The organism is Mycobacterium lehmannii, from assembly GCF_002245535.1.
In the GTDB taxonomy this organism is placed as follows: domain Bacteria; phylum Actinomycetota; class Actinomycetes; order Mycobacteriales; family Mycobacteriaceae; genus Mycobacterium; species Mycobacterium lehmannii.
Map to the genome: position 1 here is coordinate 174,703 of NZ_NKCN01000002.1, position 12,308 is coordinate 187,010.

Annotated in this window: 15 protein-coding genes; 6 read left to right on the forward strand and 9 right to left on the reverse strand. The window is 68.0% G+C overall.

Annotation, left to right across the window (positions count from 1 at the left end):
• Nucleotides 1-34: 34 nt before the first annotated feature.
• A complete protein-coding gene (locus CEX87_RS03280) occupies nucleotides 35-757 on the forward strand; it encodes an RNA polymerase sigma factor SigF (RefSeq protein ID WP_276019014.1) in 723 nt (240 codons plus the stop codon).
• On the opposite strand, the gene CEX87_RS03285 is transcribed toward CEX87_RS03280, so the two are convergent.
• A complete protein-coding gene (locus CEX87_RS03285) occupies nucleotides 728-1,165 on the reverse strand; it encodes an STAS domain-containing protein (protein ID WP_064394813.1) in 438 nt (145 codons plus the stop codon). The genes CEX87_RS03280 and CEX87_RS03285 overlap by 30 nt on opposite strands.
• A gap of 284 nt (nucleotides 1,166-1,449) precedes the next feature.
• On the opposite strand from CEX87_RS03285, the gene CEX87_RS03290 reads away from it, so the two are divergent.
• Entirely contained in the window at nucleotides 1,450-1,986 is a 537-nt protein-coding gene (locus tag CEX87_RS03290) for a nucleotidyltransferase family protein (RefSeq protein ID WP_064394783.1), read from the forward strand.
• Nucleotides 1,987-2,013: 27 nt separating this feature from the next.
• Here the strand turns inward: CEX87_RS03290 and CEX87_RS03295 are convergent, their stop codons facing one another.
• The 7 genes from CEX87_RS03295 to CEX87_RS03325 form a co-directional block, all read right to left on the reverse strand.
• Nucleotides 2,014-2,343 (reverse strand): hypothetical protein, encoded by a 330-nt coding sequence (locus CEX87_RS03295; RefSeq protein ID WP_064394782.1) that lies wholly within the window; start codon nucleotides 2,341-2,343, stop codon nucleotides 2,014-2,016.
• Between the two features lie 50 nt (nucleotides 2,344-2,393).
• Complete coding sequence (locus tag CEX87_RS03300) at nucleotides 2,394-4,196, reverse strand: acetyl-CoA carboxylase biotin carboxylase subunit (protein WP_064417298.1); 1,803 nt, start codon at nucleotides 4,194-4,196, stop codon at nucleotides 2,394-2,396.
• Between the two features lie 201 nt (nucleotides 4,197-4,397).
• Complete coding sequence (locus CEX87_RS03305; protein ID WP_064394780.1) at nucleotides 4,398-4,811, reverse strand: SufE family protein; 414 nt, start codon at nucleotides 4,809-4,811, stop codon at nucleotides 4,398-4,400.
• Nucleotides 4,808-5,704: a sulfurtransferase gene (locus CEX87_RS03310; protein ID WP_064394779.1), complete on the reverse strand. Its 897-nt coding sequence runs from the start codon at nucleotides 5,702-5,704 to the stop codon at nucleotides 4,808-4,810. The genes CEX87_RS03305 and CEX87_RS03310 overlap by 4 nt, the downstream gene beginning before the upstream one ends.
• 37 nt (nucleotides 5,705-5,741) lie before the next feature.
• Nucleotides 5,742-6,383, reverse strand: coding sequence for a Maf family protein (locus CEX87_RS03315; RefSeq protein ID WP_094285958.1), 642 nt, complete (start codon nucleotides 6,381-6,383; stop codon nucleotides 5,742-5,744).
• Nucleotides 6,380-6,658, reverse strand: a complete 279-nt coding sequence (locus tag CEX87_RS03320; protein ID WP_094285960.1) for an acyl-CoA carboxylase epsilon subunit — start codon at nucleotides 6,656-6,658, stop codon at nucleotides 6,380-6,382. The genes CEX87_RS03315 and CEX87_RS03320 overlap by 4 nt, the downstream gene beginning before the upstream one ends.
• 38 nt (nucleotides 6,659-6,696) lie before the next feature.
• Nucleotides 6,697-8,337 (reverse strand): acyl-CoA carboxylase subunit beta, encoded by a 1,641-nt coding sequence (locus tag CEX87_RS03325; protein ID WP_064417293.1) that lies wholly within the window; start codon nucleotides 8,335-8,337, stop codon nucleotides 6,697-6,699.
• 144 nt (nucleotides 8,338-8,481) lie between these two features.
• On the opposite strand from CEX87_RS03325, the gene CEX87_RS03330 reads away from it, so the two are divergent.
• Both CEX87_RS03330 and CEX87_RS03335 read left to right on the forward strand, forming a co-directional pair.
• A complete protein-coding gene (locus CEX87_RS03330; protein WP_094285962.1) occupies nucleotides 8,482-9,288 on the forward strand; it encodes a biotin--[acetyl-CoA-carboxylase] ligase in 807 nt (268 codons plus the stop codon).
• Between the two features lie 20 nt (nucleotides 9,289-9,308).
• Nucleotides 9,309-9,827, forward strand: a complete 519-nt coding sequence (locus tag CEX87_RS03335; protein ID WP_064394774.1) for a PH domain-containing protein — start codon at nucleotides 9,309-9,311, stop codon at nucleotides 9,825-9,827.
• Here CEX87_RS03335 and CEX87_RS03340 read toward each other — a convergent pair.
• Nucleotides 9,782-10,459 carry a GtrA family protein gene (locus CEX87_RS03340; RefSeq protein WP_064394773.1) on the reverse strand — a complete coding sequence of 226 codons (678 nt, stop codon included), beginning with the start codon at nucleotides 10,457-10,459 and terminating at the stop codon, nucleotides 9,782-9,784. The two genes, CEX87_RS03335 and CEX87_RS03340, sit on opposite strands and share 46 nt — an antisense overlap.
• A gap of 103 nt (nucleotides 10,460-10,562) precedes the next feature.
• On the opposite strand from CEX87_RS03340, the gene CEX87_RS03345 reads away from it, so the two are divergent.
• Both CEX87_RS03345 and purE read left to right on the forward strand, forming a co-directional pair.
• A complete protein-coding gene (locus CEX87_RS03345; RefSeq protein WP_269845527.1) occupies nucleotides 10,563-11,783 on the forward strand; it encodes a 5-(carboxyamino)imidazole ribonucleotide synthase in 1,221 nt (406 codons plus the stop codon).
• Nucleotides 11,776-12,288, forward strand: a complete 513-nt coding sequence (gene purE, locus CEX87_RS03350; protein ID WP_094285964.1) for a 5-(carboxyamino)imidazole ribonucleotide mutase — start codon at nucleotides 11,776-11,778, stop codon at nucleotides 12,286-12,288. Before CEX87_RS03345 ends, purE begins: the two co-directional genes overlap by 8 nt.
• The last annotated feature ends 20 nt before the right edge of the window (nucleotides 12,289-12,308 follow it).

A 12,308-nucleotide genomic window follows, 5' to 3' on the forward strand; every position in this document is an offset into this window, starting at 1 on the left:
GCGTTCGAACTCTGAGTACGCGGATGTCGCCGACATGTTCCGCGAGCTGAAGAACGTGCCGGAGGACTCGCCGAAGTTCCAGCGGCAGCGCGACCGCATCGTCGAGCGTTGCCTTCCTTTGGCCGACCACATCGCGCGGCGCTTCGACGGGCGCGGTGAGCCACGCGAGGATCTCGTGCAGGTCGCCCGTGTCGGGCTGGTGAATGCGGTGATCCGCTTCGACGTCGAGGCCGGCTCGGACTTCGTCTCGTTCGCGGTGCCCACCATCATGGGCGAGGTCCGACGGCACTTCCGCGACAACAGTTGGTCGGTCAAGGTGCCCCGGCGGCTCAAGGAGCTCCATCTGCGACTCGGCGCCGCCACCGCGGAGTTGTCGCAGCGCCTCGGCCGCGCCCCGACCGCGTCAGAGCTGGCGGCCGAGCTGGGCATGGACCGCGACGAGGTCGTCGAGGGCCTGGTGGCCGGAAGCTCCTACAACACGCTGTCGATCGACAGCGGCGGCAGCGGAACCGAGGATGCCCCCGCGATCGCCGATACACTGGGCGACGTCGACCTGGGTCTTGACCAGATCGAGAACCGGGAAGCGTTGCGGCCCTTGCTCGCTGCGCTGCCCGAACGCGAACGCACCGTGTTGCTGCTGCGCTTCTTCGAGTCACTCACCCAGACGCAAATCGCTGAGCGCGTTGGTATCTCGCAGATGCACGTGTCGCGTCTGCTCGCGAAATCCCTAACTCGACTCCGGGACCAGTTGCAGTAGGGGCTTGGTGCTCTTGCCATCCGCGAGCGCTGTCTCGATGCTGTCGCAGACGGGCAATGCAGCATCAGGATCGCAGATCCGCAACAAGCGGCTGACCGATGCACTCGGCAACAGCGCCCACTCGATCTTCTCGCCTGCGGTGCGCACGTTGAGCGTGTGCAGCGCGGAGAACCCTGCGGTGCCGAAGAATTCGACGCCCGACAGGTCGACGACGATGCGCTCGAGCTCTGTGGCGTGGCGCATCGCGTAGTCGACGAACTCCTGGGAGTTCGCGGCGTCGATCTCACCGTGGGCGCTGACGATCGCGGTGTCCGGCTGCACCCGGCGGGTCACGAAGTGCGCGGTGTGGCAGTCGCGAGTCTCGTCGGACTGCGCTTGTACAGCGACTGATAAATCGGGATTAGACATGTGTGACTCCATCAGTGAATGTCTCATTCGTACTGTGGTTCACGTCAAAAATTTGGGCCCTGCGTATTCAAAGCCGTCGCAGCAGAGGCGGGGAGTTCTGCCCTTGCACGTCGATGACGTTCCAGCTCGGCTGTGAACTCAACCTGGACTGAACCCTACGCTGCTAACTGACCATGCACAATCGCTATCAAGACCGCCGCCGTAACCGCTGGTCACAGCGGTCAAAACCCTGACTTCATGACAAATTTGACGAAACTAGAGTCACATCGGAGAGTGGGTGCGCGATGACGCTGAAGGTCACCGGTGTGGTGCTGGCCGCAGGCGCGGGCACCCGCTACGGGATGCCCAAAGTGCTTGCAGCTCAAGGTGAATGGCTCAGAGCCGCGGTCAACGCCTTGAGGGACGGCGGATGTGGCGATGTGGTGGTGGTGCTGGGTGCGGCGGTGGTCGAGGTTCCCCGGCCTGCGCGCGCTGTGTTCGCCGAGGCCTGGGCGGACGGGTTGTCGGCATCGCTGCGGGCCGGGCTCTCGGCGGTCGAGGCCGATTACGCCGTGCTGCACACCGTCGACACACCCGATGTCGGAGCGGACGTCGTGGGTCGGGTGGTGGACGCGGCGGTGGCGTCGGAGTCGGGTATCGCGCGCGCACGCTACGGGCAATCGCCTGGCCACCCCGTGGTGATCGCGCGCAGGCACTGGGCCGCGCTGCTCGAAGAGGTCCACGGCGACGAGGGCGCGCGCTCGTTTCTGGCAGCGCGCGACGACGTCGTTGCGGTCGATTGTGCCGATCTGGCGACGGGTCGCGACATCGACGTCAGGTGATGTCAGGTCACGCCGGCGAGCCGGCAATCAGGTGACCGTGAGGCCCAGCATCGCCGTCGCGAAGCGGCGTACGGAGTGCTCGGCGATCGCGGCCGCATCGGCGTAGCCGTCGCGAAATCGCGTGTGCACCACCGCGGCCTGCGGGTCGATCCTGATCTCGGCCAGCATCTCGCCGGTGGTCGGTTCACACACCGCCCAGGTGTATGCGGTGTCGGACAACCACTGCGCGCGGCAACGAGCGATGTAACCGGGATCGGTCTCACCCATCTCGGCGAGCGCGGGGGCGTCGTCGATCAGCTCGTCATCGCGCGGCGCGCGCAAATACCATGCGCCGGCGTTGATTTCGACGGGCTCCATGGCGACTTCGGTGCGCTAACGCTCGCTGCGCGATCGGTTGCGCACCGAAATCACTTGATCTCGGCGAGGACGGTGCCCTGGGTGATCGCCGCGCCGGGCTCGACCGCCAAGCCGGTGATCGTGCCGTCCTTGTGCGCGGTGACCGGGTTCTCCATCTTCATCGCCTCGAGAACGACGACGAGGTCACCGGCGGAGACCTCCTGGCCCTCCTCGACGGCGACCTTGACCACGGTGCCCTGCATCGGCGCGGTCACGGCATCGCCGGAGGCCGCCGCTCCGCCGCCGCCGCCACGCTTGCGGGCCTTGGGCTTCTTGCGCACGACATTGGAACCGGCGCCGCCCGCACCGCCGCCGCCACCGAGCGCGAGATCGCCGGGCAGCGACACCTCCAGCCGGCGGCCGCCGACCTCGACGACCACGGTCTGCCGCGGGACGGTGTCCTCTTCCTCGATCGGATCGCCGCCGGTGAACGGCTCGATCGTGTTGTCCCACTCGGTTTCGATCCAGCGTGTGTGCACGGTGAAGCCGTTGTCGTCGCCGATGAACGCGGGATCGGACACGACCGCCCGGTGGAACGGGATGACCGTGGCCAGCCCTTCGACGGTGAACTCGTCCAGCGCGCGACGGGACCGCTCGAGGGCCTCTTGGCGGTTGGCGCCGGTGACGATCAGCTTGGCCAGCATCGAGTCGAACTGGCCGCCGATGACCGAACCGCTCTCGACGCCGGAGTCCAGCCGCACACCGGGGCCGGTAGGCGGCACGAACGTGGTGACAGGGCCGGGGGCGGGCAGGAAGCCGCGACCCGCGTCCTCACCGTTGATGCGGAACTCGATGGAGTGGCCGCGAGGCGTCGGGTCCTCGGTGATGTCGAGCGGTTCGCCGTTGGCGATGCGGAACTGCTGGCGCACCAGGTCGATGCCCGAGGTCTCCTCGGTCACCGGATGCTCCACCTGCAGACGGGTGTTCACCTCGAGGAACGAGATCAGCCCGTCCTGGCCGACGAGGTACTCGACAGTGCCTGCGCCGTAGTAGCCGGCCTCCTTGCAGATGCGCTTGGCCGACTCGTGGATCTCCTTGCGCTGAGCGTCGGTCAGGAACGGCGCCGGCGCCTCCTCGACCAGCTTCTGGAAGCGGCGCTGCAGCGAGCAGTCGCGGGTGCCCGCGACGACGACGTTGCCGTGCTGGTCGGCGATCACCTGAGCCTCGACGTGGCGGGGCTTGTCGAGGTAGCGCTCGACGAAGCACTCACCGCGGCCGAACGCCGCGACGGCCTCGCGGACCGCCGAGTCGTACAGCTCAGGGATCTCTTCGATGGTGCGGGCCACCTTCATGCCGCGGCCGCCGCCGCCGAACGCGGCCTTGATCGCGACCGGCACGCCGTACTCCTTGGCGAACGCGACGACCTCGTCGGCGTCCTTGACCGGATCCGAGGTGCCCGGCACCAGCGGCGCCTGGGCGCGCGCGGCGATGTGGCGGGCGGTCACCTTGTCACCGAGGTCGCGGATCGACTGCGGGCTGGGCCCGATCCAGATCAGGCCGGCGTCGAGGACCGCCTGTGCGAAATCAGCGTTCTCGGACAGGAACCCGTAGCCCGGGTGAATCGCGTTGGCTCCGGACTTCTCGGCGGCGTCGAGCAGCTTCTCGAACACCAGGTACGACTCCGCGGAGGTCTGCCCGCCCAGTGCGAACGCCTCATCGGCGAGTCGTACGTGAGGAGCGTCGGCATCGGGTTCGGCGTACACCGCCACGCTCTGCAGCCCGGCGTCCTTGGCGGCCCTGATCACCCGGACCGCGATCTCCCCGCGGTTGGCGACCAGCACCTTGGAGATCTTCGAGCTGGCGTGACTGGGCACTGCGCCTCCTGGTGGCATGTCTAAGAAACGTCTTTAAGAATGTAACGGAGGGAGTTTATGCGGCCCTGCTGAGGTCTCGGCGAGCCGGTCCCTTACCCGCGAGTAATAAACCGGGGCTGCCCCACACATCCGTGAGCGTTCATCCAGGTACGGATTCAGCCCCCCGGAATTCTGCACAGGTGATCGCTCGGCCCAAGCGCGTCAGCGCAGCCGCTTCTTGATGCGGGCCAGCATCGCCGACATCCCGCGCAACCGCAGCGGGCTGATCAGGGCGGCGAGCCCCAGTTCGGAGTAGAAGTCGTCGGGCACGGCCAGGATCTCGTCGGCGGAGAGATCATCGAGCCCCGCGGCCAGGATGGCGGCGAACCCACGCGTCGTCGGCGCTTCGGCGGGCGCGCTGAAGTACAGCCGGACATGCTCGCGATTGTCGGCGTCGACGTGGAGGAACAGCGGTGATTGGCATTCGGGCACCGGTTCCATCGCGGTCTCTTCGAGGTCGGCGGGCAGCGGAGGCAACTCGTTGGCGAACTCCAGGAGCAGTTGCAGCTTGTCCTGACCCTGCACCTCCTTGAAGTCCGTCACCACCTCCGCCAGCGCGGCCGGCATTGCCCTCATGAGGAGCCCGGCACCTCCCCTGGTTCGGGCCCGGCGGTGACCGGCACCCGGACGGCGTTGCCCCATTCGGTCCACGAACCGTCGTAATTGCGGACGCCGGGCAGCCCCAGCAGGTGGGTCAGCACGAACCAGGTGTGGCTCGAACGCTCACCGATGCGGCAGTAGACGATCGTCTCGTCGTCGGGGGTCAAAAAGCCGTACAAATCCTCGAGCTCGGCACGGCTGCGGAACCGGCCACTGTCGTCAGCAGCCTTGGCCCACGGAATCGACCGAGCGGTCGGTATGTGGCCGCCCCGGAGCGCGCCCTCCTCGGGGTAGTCGGGCATGTGGGTGCGTTCCCCGGTGTACTCCTGCGGCGAGCGGACGTCGATCAGAGGCGCCTTTCCGAGCGCGTCGAGAACGTCCTCCTTGAACGCGCGGATCGGCGCGTCGTCGCGCTCCACGACGGGGTAGCCGGTGCTGGTCTTGCTCGGCACGTCGAGCGTGGTTTCCCGGCCGTCGGAGATCCACAGGTCGCGGCCCCCGTTGAGGAGCCGGACGTCCGGGTGGCCGAACAGCGTGAACACCCAGAGGGCATATGCCGCCCACCAGTTGCTCTTGTCGCCGTAGATCACCACGGTGTCGTCGCGGGCGATGCCCTTGCGGTTCATCAGGTCGGCGAACTGTTCGCCGGTGATGTAGTCGCGCACGTGCGGGTCGTTTAGGTCGGTGTGCCAGTCGATCTTGACCGCACCCGGTATGTGACCGGTGTCGTAGAGCAGCACGTCCTCGTCGGACTCCACGATGGCCAGTCCCGGCCTGCCCAGGTTGGCCGACAACCAATCGGCGGTGACCAGGCGTTCGGGATGGGCGTATGACTGCAGGGCAGGGTCTGGATCGGCAGGTAGAGGCACGAACCCGAGCCTACCGAGGCAGGCGTGCCCCGTGGGGTCAGGTGACCGGGTTATCGCGCCAGAGGTCGGCCAGCGACAGCCCGGCGCGCTCGAACATGCCGCGGACCAGGGGCAGTCCGATGCCGATCACCGATGACGGGTCGCCGTCCACGCCCTCGATGAACCAGCCGCCCAAACCGTCGAGGGTGAAGCCGCCCGCCACCGCCGTCGGCTCGCCGCTGGCGACGTAGGCCTCGAGATCGGCCCTCGACGGCACCGCGAAGTGCACGGTGGTGGCCTCGGCTTCGGCCAGCCGGCACACAATGCCGTTGTCCTGCAAGCGGATCATGCAGTGACCCGTGTGGAGCCGACCGGAGGAGCCGGCCATCTGCTGCCAGCCGGCGAGTGCGGCCTCGGCAGAGGCGGGTTTGCCCGCCAATGTCCCGTCGCGGAAAAGCATGGAATCGCAGCCGATCACGACGCAGTCGGCACGGACTGCCGGATCGAGTCCGGCGACGACGGCGTCGGCCTTGGCCGTGGCGAGGGCGACCGTCACTTGCGCGGGTGTCGCCGCGGCGGCGAGCCCGGCGACGACGGCGTCCTCGTCGACGCCGGACACCACGATCAGCGGATCGATTCCGGCCTGCCGCAGGACTTTTCGACGACCGGGGGACGCCGAGGCGAGGACGACGCGCGTCATCGACGGCGCATGTGTGCCCGTTCCACGAGCGTCACCCGCTGCCAGCTGAAGGGCGTGTACCGCAGCCGGTCGACGGGATGACCCCAGAGGTTCTCTTCCTGCTCGCGCGATTCGGACGGCACGCTCGACGCGGCGGCCAGCACCGCGATCAGCGCGGCGAGCTCGTCCTGGCTCGGCTCACCCCTGACGACCTGGATGTGCGCCTCGTGATCCTGCTGGGCGGCGCTCTGCTCGTCGGTCACCGTCACTTCCGCCTCCACGCCGCCCTCGGTCATTGAATCGCCGCTCACAGGCGTTGAATTGTTCGCCCCGCTCACAGGGGAATGTTCCCGTGCTTCTTGGGCGGAATCTGCGTGATCTTGCGTTCCAGCAACCGCAGCGCGTTCGCGACGTAACCGCGCGTGTGCGACGGCGGGATCACCGCGTCGACGTACCCGCGTTCGGCCGCGATGTACGGGTTGACCAGGGTGTCCTCGTACTCCTGCTGCAGCTCCAGACGCAGCGCGTCGACATCCTCGCCGTTCTTGGCCGCCTCCTTGAGCTTGCTGCGGTACACGAAGCCGACGGCGCCGGAAGCGCCCATCACCGCGATCTGCGCGGTCGGCCAGGCGACGTTCACGTCGGCGCCCATCTCCTTGGACCCCATGACGCAGTAGGCGCCGCCGTAGGCCTTGCGGGTGATCACGGTGATCTTGGCGACGGTGGCCTCCCCGTAGGCATAGAGCAGCTTGGCCCCGCGCCGGATGATGCCGTTGTACTCCTGGCCGGTACCCGGCAAGAAGCCCGGCACGTCGACCAGCATCACGATCGGGACGTTGAAGCAGTCGCAGGTCCGGATGAACCGCGCCGCCTTCTCCGAGGCGTTGATGTCCAGGCAGCCGGCGAACTGTGTCGGCTGGTTGGCCACGATGCCGACCGGGCGGCCCTCGATGCGGCCGAACCCGACGATGATGTTCTGCGCGTAACCGGCCTGCACCTCGAGGAACTCGTCCTCGTCGAGAATGCGGGTGATGACCTCGTGCATGTCGTAAGGCTGGTTCGGGGAGTCCGGAATCAGCGTGTCCAGCTCGATGTCCTCGTCGGTGAGGTTGTCCTCGATCGGCCCCTCGGGAACCGCCTCCGGGTAGCGCGGCGGGTCGGCGTAGTTGTTGCTCGGCAGGTACGAGAGCAGTTCGCGCACATAGTCGAACGCATCCTGCTCGCCGGAGGCCACGTAGTGCGCCAGCCCCGACTTCGACATGTGGGTGTGCGCGCCGCCGAGTTCCTCCATCGTCACCTCTTCACCGGTGACGGTCTTGATGACGTCGGGTCCGGTGATGAACATCTGGCTGGTCTGGTCGACCATGATCACGAAGTCGGTCAGCGCGGGGGAGTACACGTGGCCGCCCGCCGCTGCGCCCATGATCAGCGAGATCTGCGGGATCACGCCGGAGGCCAGGATGTTGTTATGGAAGATGTTGCTGTACAAGCCAAGTGAGACCACGCCCTCTTGGATGCGCGCGCCCGCACCGTCGTTGATGCCGATCAACGGCCTGCCGGTCTTGATCGCCAATTCCTGCACCTTGACGATCTTCTCGCCGTACACCTCGCCGAGGCTGCCGCCGAAGACCGTCGCGTCCTGGCTGAAGATGCACACTTCGCGGCCGTCGATGGTGCCGTAACCGGTCACCACGCCGTCGCCGAGCGGGCGGTTGGCCTCCATCCCGAAGTTGGTGCTGCGGTGGCGGGCCAACGCGTCCAGTTCGACGAACGAGCCCTCGTCGAGCAGCGCCAGGATGCGTTCACGAGCGGTGAGCTTGCCCTTGGCGTGTGTCTTCTCGACCGCTTCCTCGCCGACCGGGTGCAAGGTCTCCTCGGCGCGCCTGCGCAGATCGGCCAGCTTGCCCGCGGTGGTGTGGATGTCGATCTCGTGTTCGCCTGACGGCTCGACCGACGGCTTCTGAACGGAGGTCATGGTGGTCGATGCTAACGAACGACCGGCGCGCGACCGACGGCGCGTCCTTAAGGTCCCCTTAAGGACGCCTCGCGCACCGCGCGCCGACCCGTCGGTGGTAGTAGTGAGGGCCGAACGCGTCTTGGAGATGGGAGTCCGATTCCGATGACCGCGCACCCGGCTCCGCTCGACGTCGAGGCGCTGCGCGAGCAGGTCTTCGCCGGTTCGCGCGCGTGGCGGCGCATCGACGTGGTGGCCGAGACCGGGTCGACCAACGCCGACTTGATCGCACGTGCCGGGGGCGGCGAGGACATCGCCGGCGCGGTGCTGATCGCCGAGAACCAGACCGCGGGCCGTGGCCGCCGGGGCCGCAGCTGGTCGGCGGTGCCGTTCGCGCAGATCACGATGTCGGTGGGCCTCGACGGGACCGAGGTGCCCAGCTCCGCCTGGGGCTGGCTGCCGCTGGCGACCGGCGTGGCCGTCGTCGACGCGGTCGCCGACACCGGTGTCACGGCCGGCCTGAAGTGGCCCAACGACGTACTCGCCGGAGGCGGCAAGCTGGCCGGAATCCTGGCCGAGGTCGCGGGCGGTCAACAGGCCGTCGTGCTCGGCGTCGGGCTCAACGTCTCGCTGCGCGGTGAGGACGTCGGCGTCGAGGGGGCCACCTCGCTGGTGGACCTCGGTGTCCCGGCACCCGACCGGCAGCGCCTGGTCGTACGCCTGCTGCACGAGCTGGGCAACCGCGTCGAATCGTGGGCTCGGGCAGCGGGCGCCGACGCCGGCCTTGCCGCCAACTATCGCGCCCGCAGCCTCACGCTGGGCCGGCGGGTCCGCGCGCTGCTGCCCGGCGATCAGCAGGTCGTCGGCGTGGCGCGAGACGTCGACGAGCAGGGTCGGCTGGTCATCGATGCCGACGGCCGGTCGGTGATCGTCTCCGCAGGCGACATCGTCCATCTGCGGCCCGACCAGTGATTTCGCTCTAAGGTCATCGCATGGGTTATCCCGACAATGTGCTCGCCTCGGACGAGCAGGTGGTCTTGCACCGCCATCCGCATTGGAAGCGGCTGATCGGGCCGGTCCTGGTATTGCTGCTGGTGACCGCGCTGGCCGCGTTCGGCGCCGGATATGTCAACACCATGGAGTGGGATCAGACCGCCCGCAACGTCGTGCTGATCGTGATCGGCGCGATCTGGCTGGTGATCATCGGGTGGCTGACGATCTGGCCGTTCCTGAGTTGGTGGACGACGCACTTCGTGATCACCGACCGCCGGGTGATGTTCCGGCACGGGGTGCTGACCCGGTCGGGAATCGACATCCCGCTGGCGCGGATCAACAGCGTCGAGTTCCGCCACGGATTGCTGGACCGCATGTTGCGGACCGGCACATTGATCATCGAGTCAGCGGCCCAAGACCCGATCGCGTTCGACGACATCCCGCGAGTGGAGCGGGTCCACTCGCTGCTGTATCACGAGGTCTTCGACACCCTGGGCTCGGAGGAGTCGCCGAGCTGAGCGGCGCCGCGGGCGCGTCGGCCGGGGCGGCGCAGCGGGGTGACGTTGCCTTCGGCGTGCTCGGCGGTGACCCCTTCGTGGTGGTCCTCGAGGAGTTCGGCGAGCCCGCCCGCGGTAAGCGACTCCATCGCCCGGTCCGGGTTGCGGCCGAATTCGTCGGGGAACACCCAGCGCCGGAACGCCCAGAACCGGAACGCCATCTGCAGCAGGTTGCCGATGATGTAGGCCGAGATGAAGTCGGCGATGTTCTCCACGGTCAGGCTGACTTCGGGCACCCGCAGCATCAGCACGTAGCTGGAGATCCACAGCGGGGCCATGCTCAACAGCACGCCGACCCCGCTGACGCCGAAGAACAGCAGCGCCTCGTGATGACGCTCGCGGCCGCCGCGGTCGCGGAAGCTCCACTCGCGGTTGAGGATGTAGGACGCGATCACCGCGACGATGCCCGCGATGATCTTCGCCGTGACCGGCTTGGGCTCGAGCACCGTCAGCTTGAGCGTGTAAAAGACCGATGTGTCGATGAGGAACGTCGTCGCGCCGACGATCGCGAACTTGATCAGTTCATGATGCCGCTCGAAGTACGGCCGTACCGGGCGGGGCAGCCGTGCGATCGTCGCATCGGTAAAGGACACAACAGGGCAGTGTACGGAAATACCGCACTCTACGTGTACTCATGCAGGTCGCAGCCGGTGCATCGGAACCGACCCGGCGCCGTGGACATGACACCATGAAGACGTGTCACAGAACCCCAAAGGGCCGCCGGTGGTGGCCATGGTCGGCGGTGGTCAGCTTGCCAGGATGACCCATCAGGCCGCGATCGCGCTCGGCCAGACGCTGCGCGTCCTCGCCGTGGACGCCGGCGACCCGGCCGCGCAGGTGAGCCCGGATGTGGTGTTGGGCACACACACCGATCTCGACGCGTTGCGCCGTGCCGCCTCCGGCGCCGACGCGCTGACCTTCGACCACGAGCACGTGCCCGCCGAACTGCTGGAAAAGCTGCTGGCCGACGGTGTCAACGTGGCTCCTCCGCCGTCGGCGCTGATCCACGCCCAGGACAAGCTGGTGATGCGCCGCAGGCTCGAGGCGCTCGGCGCGCCGGTGCCGCGGTTCGCGGCGGTCGACGACCTGTCCGACATCGACGCGTTCGCCGCACGGATCGAAGGTCCCGTCGTGGTCAAGACGGTGCGCGGCGGTTACGACGGCCGTGGGGTCACGCTGGCCGGCGACCTCGCCGAGGCGCGCGAGGCCGCTCAGCGCTACCTGGACGGCGGGGCGGACGTGATGGTGGAGGAGAGGGTCGCAATGCGGCGCGAACTGGCGGCCCTGGTCGCGCGTTCGCCGTTCGGGCAGGGCGCGGCGTGGCCGGTGGTGGAAACCGTGCAGCGCGACGGCATCTGCGTCGAGGTGATTGCACCGGCACCGGGCCTTGATGACGAGTTGCGCTCAGCGGCAGGGCAATTGGGCTTGCGGCTGGCCTCCGAACTTGGAGTCGTCGGGGTGCTGGCCGTCGAGTTGTTCGAAACCGTCGAAGGCGCCCTGCTCGTCAACGAGCTCGCCATGCGCCCGCACAACTCCGGGCACTGGACCATGGACGGCGCGCAGACCAGCCAGTTCGAACAGCACCTGCGTGCGGTCCTCGACTATCCGCTCGGCGACACCGCACAGGTCGTCCCGGTCACGGTGATGGCCAATGTGCTTGGCGCACAACAGACACCGGCGATGGCGATGGACGAGCGGCTGCACCACCTGTTCGCCAGGATGCCCGACGCGAAGGTGCATCTGTACGGCAAGGCCGAGCGGCCCGGCCGAAAGATCGGTCACGTCAACGTTCTCGGCGCGCCCGCCGGTTCTCTTGACGACGACGCGTTCGTCGCCGATGTGCGCGAACGCGCGGCCAGAGCGGCACACTGGTTGTCGCACGCGGAATGGACGGACGGATGGGATCCACATGAGTAGTGCTGCTGCGCCGCGGGTCGGCCTGATCATGGGCAGCGACAGCGACTGGTCGGTGATGGAGGACGCCGCGCACGCGCTTGCCGAGTTCGAGGTGCCCTTCGAGGTCGGCGTGGTCTCCGCACACCGCACGCCGGTCCGCATGCTCGAGTACGCCCAGAGCGCCGCGGACCGCGGGATCGAGGTGATCATCGCCGGGGCGGGCGGCGCGGCGCATCTGCCGGGCATGGTGGCCTCGGCGACCCCGCTGCCCGTCATCGGCGTGCCGGTGCCGCTGGCCAAGCTCGACGGCTTGGACTCGCTGCTGTCGATCGCGCAGATGCCCGCAGGCGTGCCGGTGGCCACGGTGTCGATCGGCGGCGCCCGCAACGCGGGCTTGCTGGCGGTGCGGATCCTCGGGTCGGCGGATGCGGCGCTGCGCAAGCGGGTCGTACAGTTCCAAGCCGACCTGCACGACACGGTTCTGCAGAAGGATGCGGCGCTGCGCGACCGCCTCCTCGGCGAATAGGGTGCCGGATCCGCGGGAGT

Coding starts and splice junctions, on each gene's coding strand:
- CEX87_RS03280 (WP_276019014.1), top strand. CDS start 35: ATGTTCCGCGAGCTGAAGAACGTGCCGGAGGACTCGCCGAAGTTCCAG.
- CEX87_RS03285 (WP_064394813.1), bottom strand. CDS start 1,165: ATGTCTAATCCCGATTTATCAGTCGCTGTACAAGCGCAGTCCGACGAG.
- CEX87_RS03290 (WP_064394783.1), top strand. CDS start 1,450: ATGACGCTGAAGGTCACCGGTGTGGTGCTGGCCGCAGGCGCGGGCACC.
- CEX87_RS03295 (WP_064394782.1), bottom strand. CDS start 2,343: ATGGAGCCCGTCGAAATCAACGCCGGCGCATGGTATTTGCGCGCGCCG.
- CEX87_RS03305 (WP_064394780.1), bottom strand. CDS start 4,811: ATGAGGGCAATGCCGGCCGCGCTGGCGGAGGTGGTGACGGACTTCAAG.
- CEX87_RS03315 (WP_094285958.1), bottom strand. CDS start 6,383: ATGACGCGCGTCGTCCTCGCCTCGGCGTCCCCCGGTCGTCGAAAAGTC.
- CEX87_RS03320 (WP_094285960.1), bottom strand. CDS start 6,658: ATGACCGAGGGCGGCGTGGAGGCGGAAGTGACGGTGACCGACGAGCAG.
- CEX87_RS03325 (WP_064417293.1), bottom strand. CDS start 8,337: ATGACCTCCGTTCAGAAGCCGTCGGTCGAGCCGTCAGGCGAACACGAG.
- CEX87_RS03330 (WP_094285962.1), top strand. CDS start 8,482: ATGACCGCGCACCCGGCTCCGCTCGACGTCGAGGCGCTGCGCGAGCAG.
- CEX87_RS03335 (WP_064394774.1), top strand. CDS start 9,309: ATGGGTTATCCCGACAATGTGCTCGCCTCGGACGAGCAGGTGGTCTTG.
- purE (WP_094285964.1), top strand. CDS start 11,776: ATGAGTAGTGCTGCTGCGCCGCGGGTCGGCCTGATCATGGGCAGCGAC.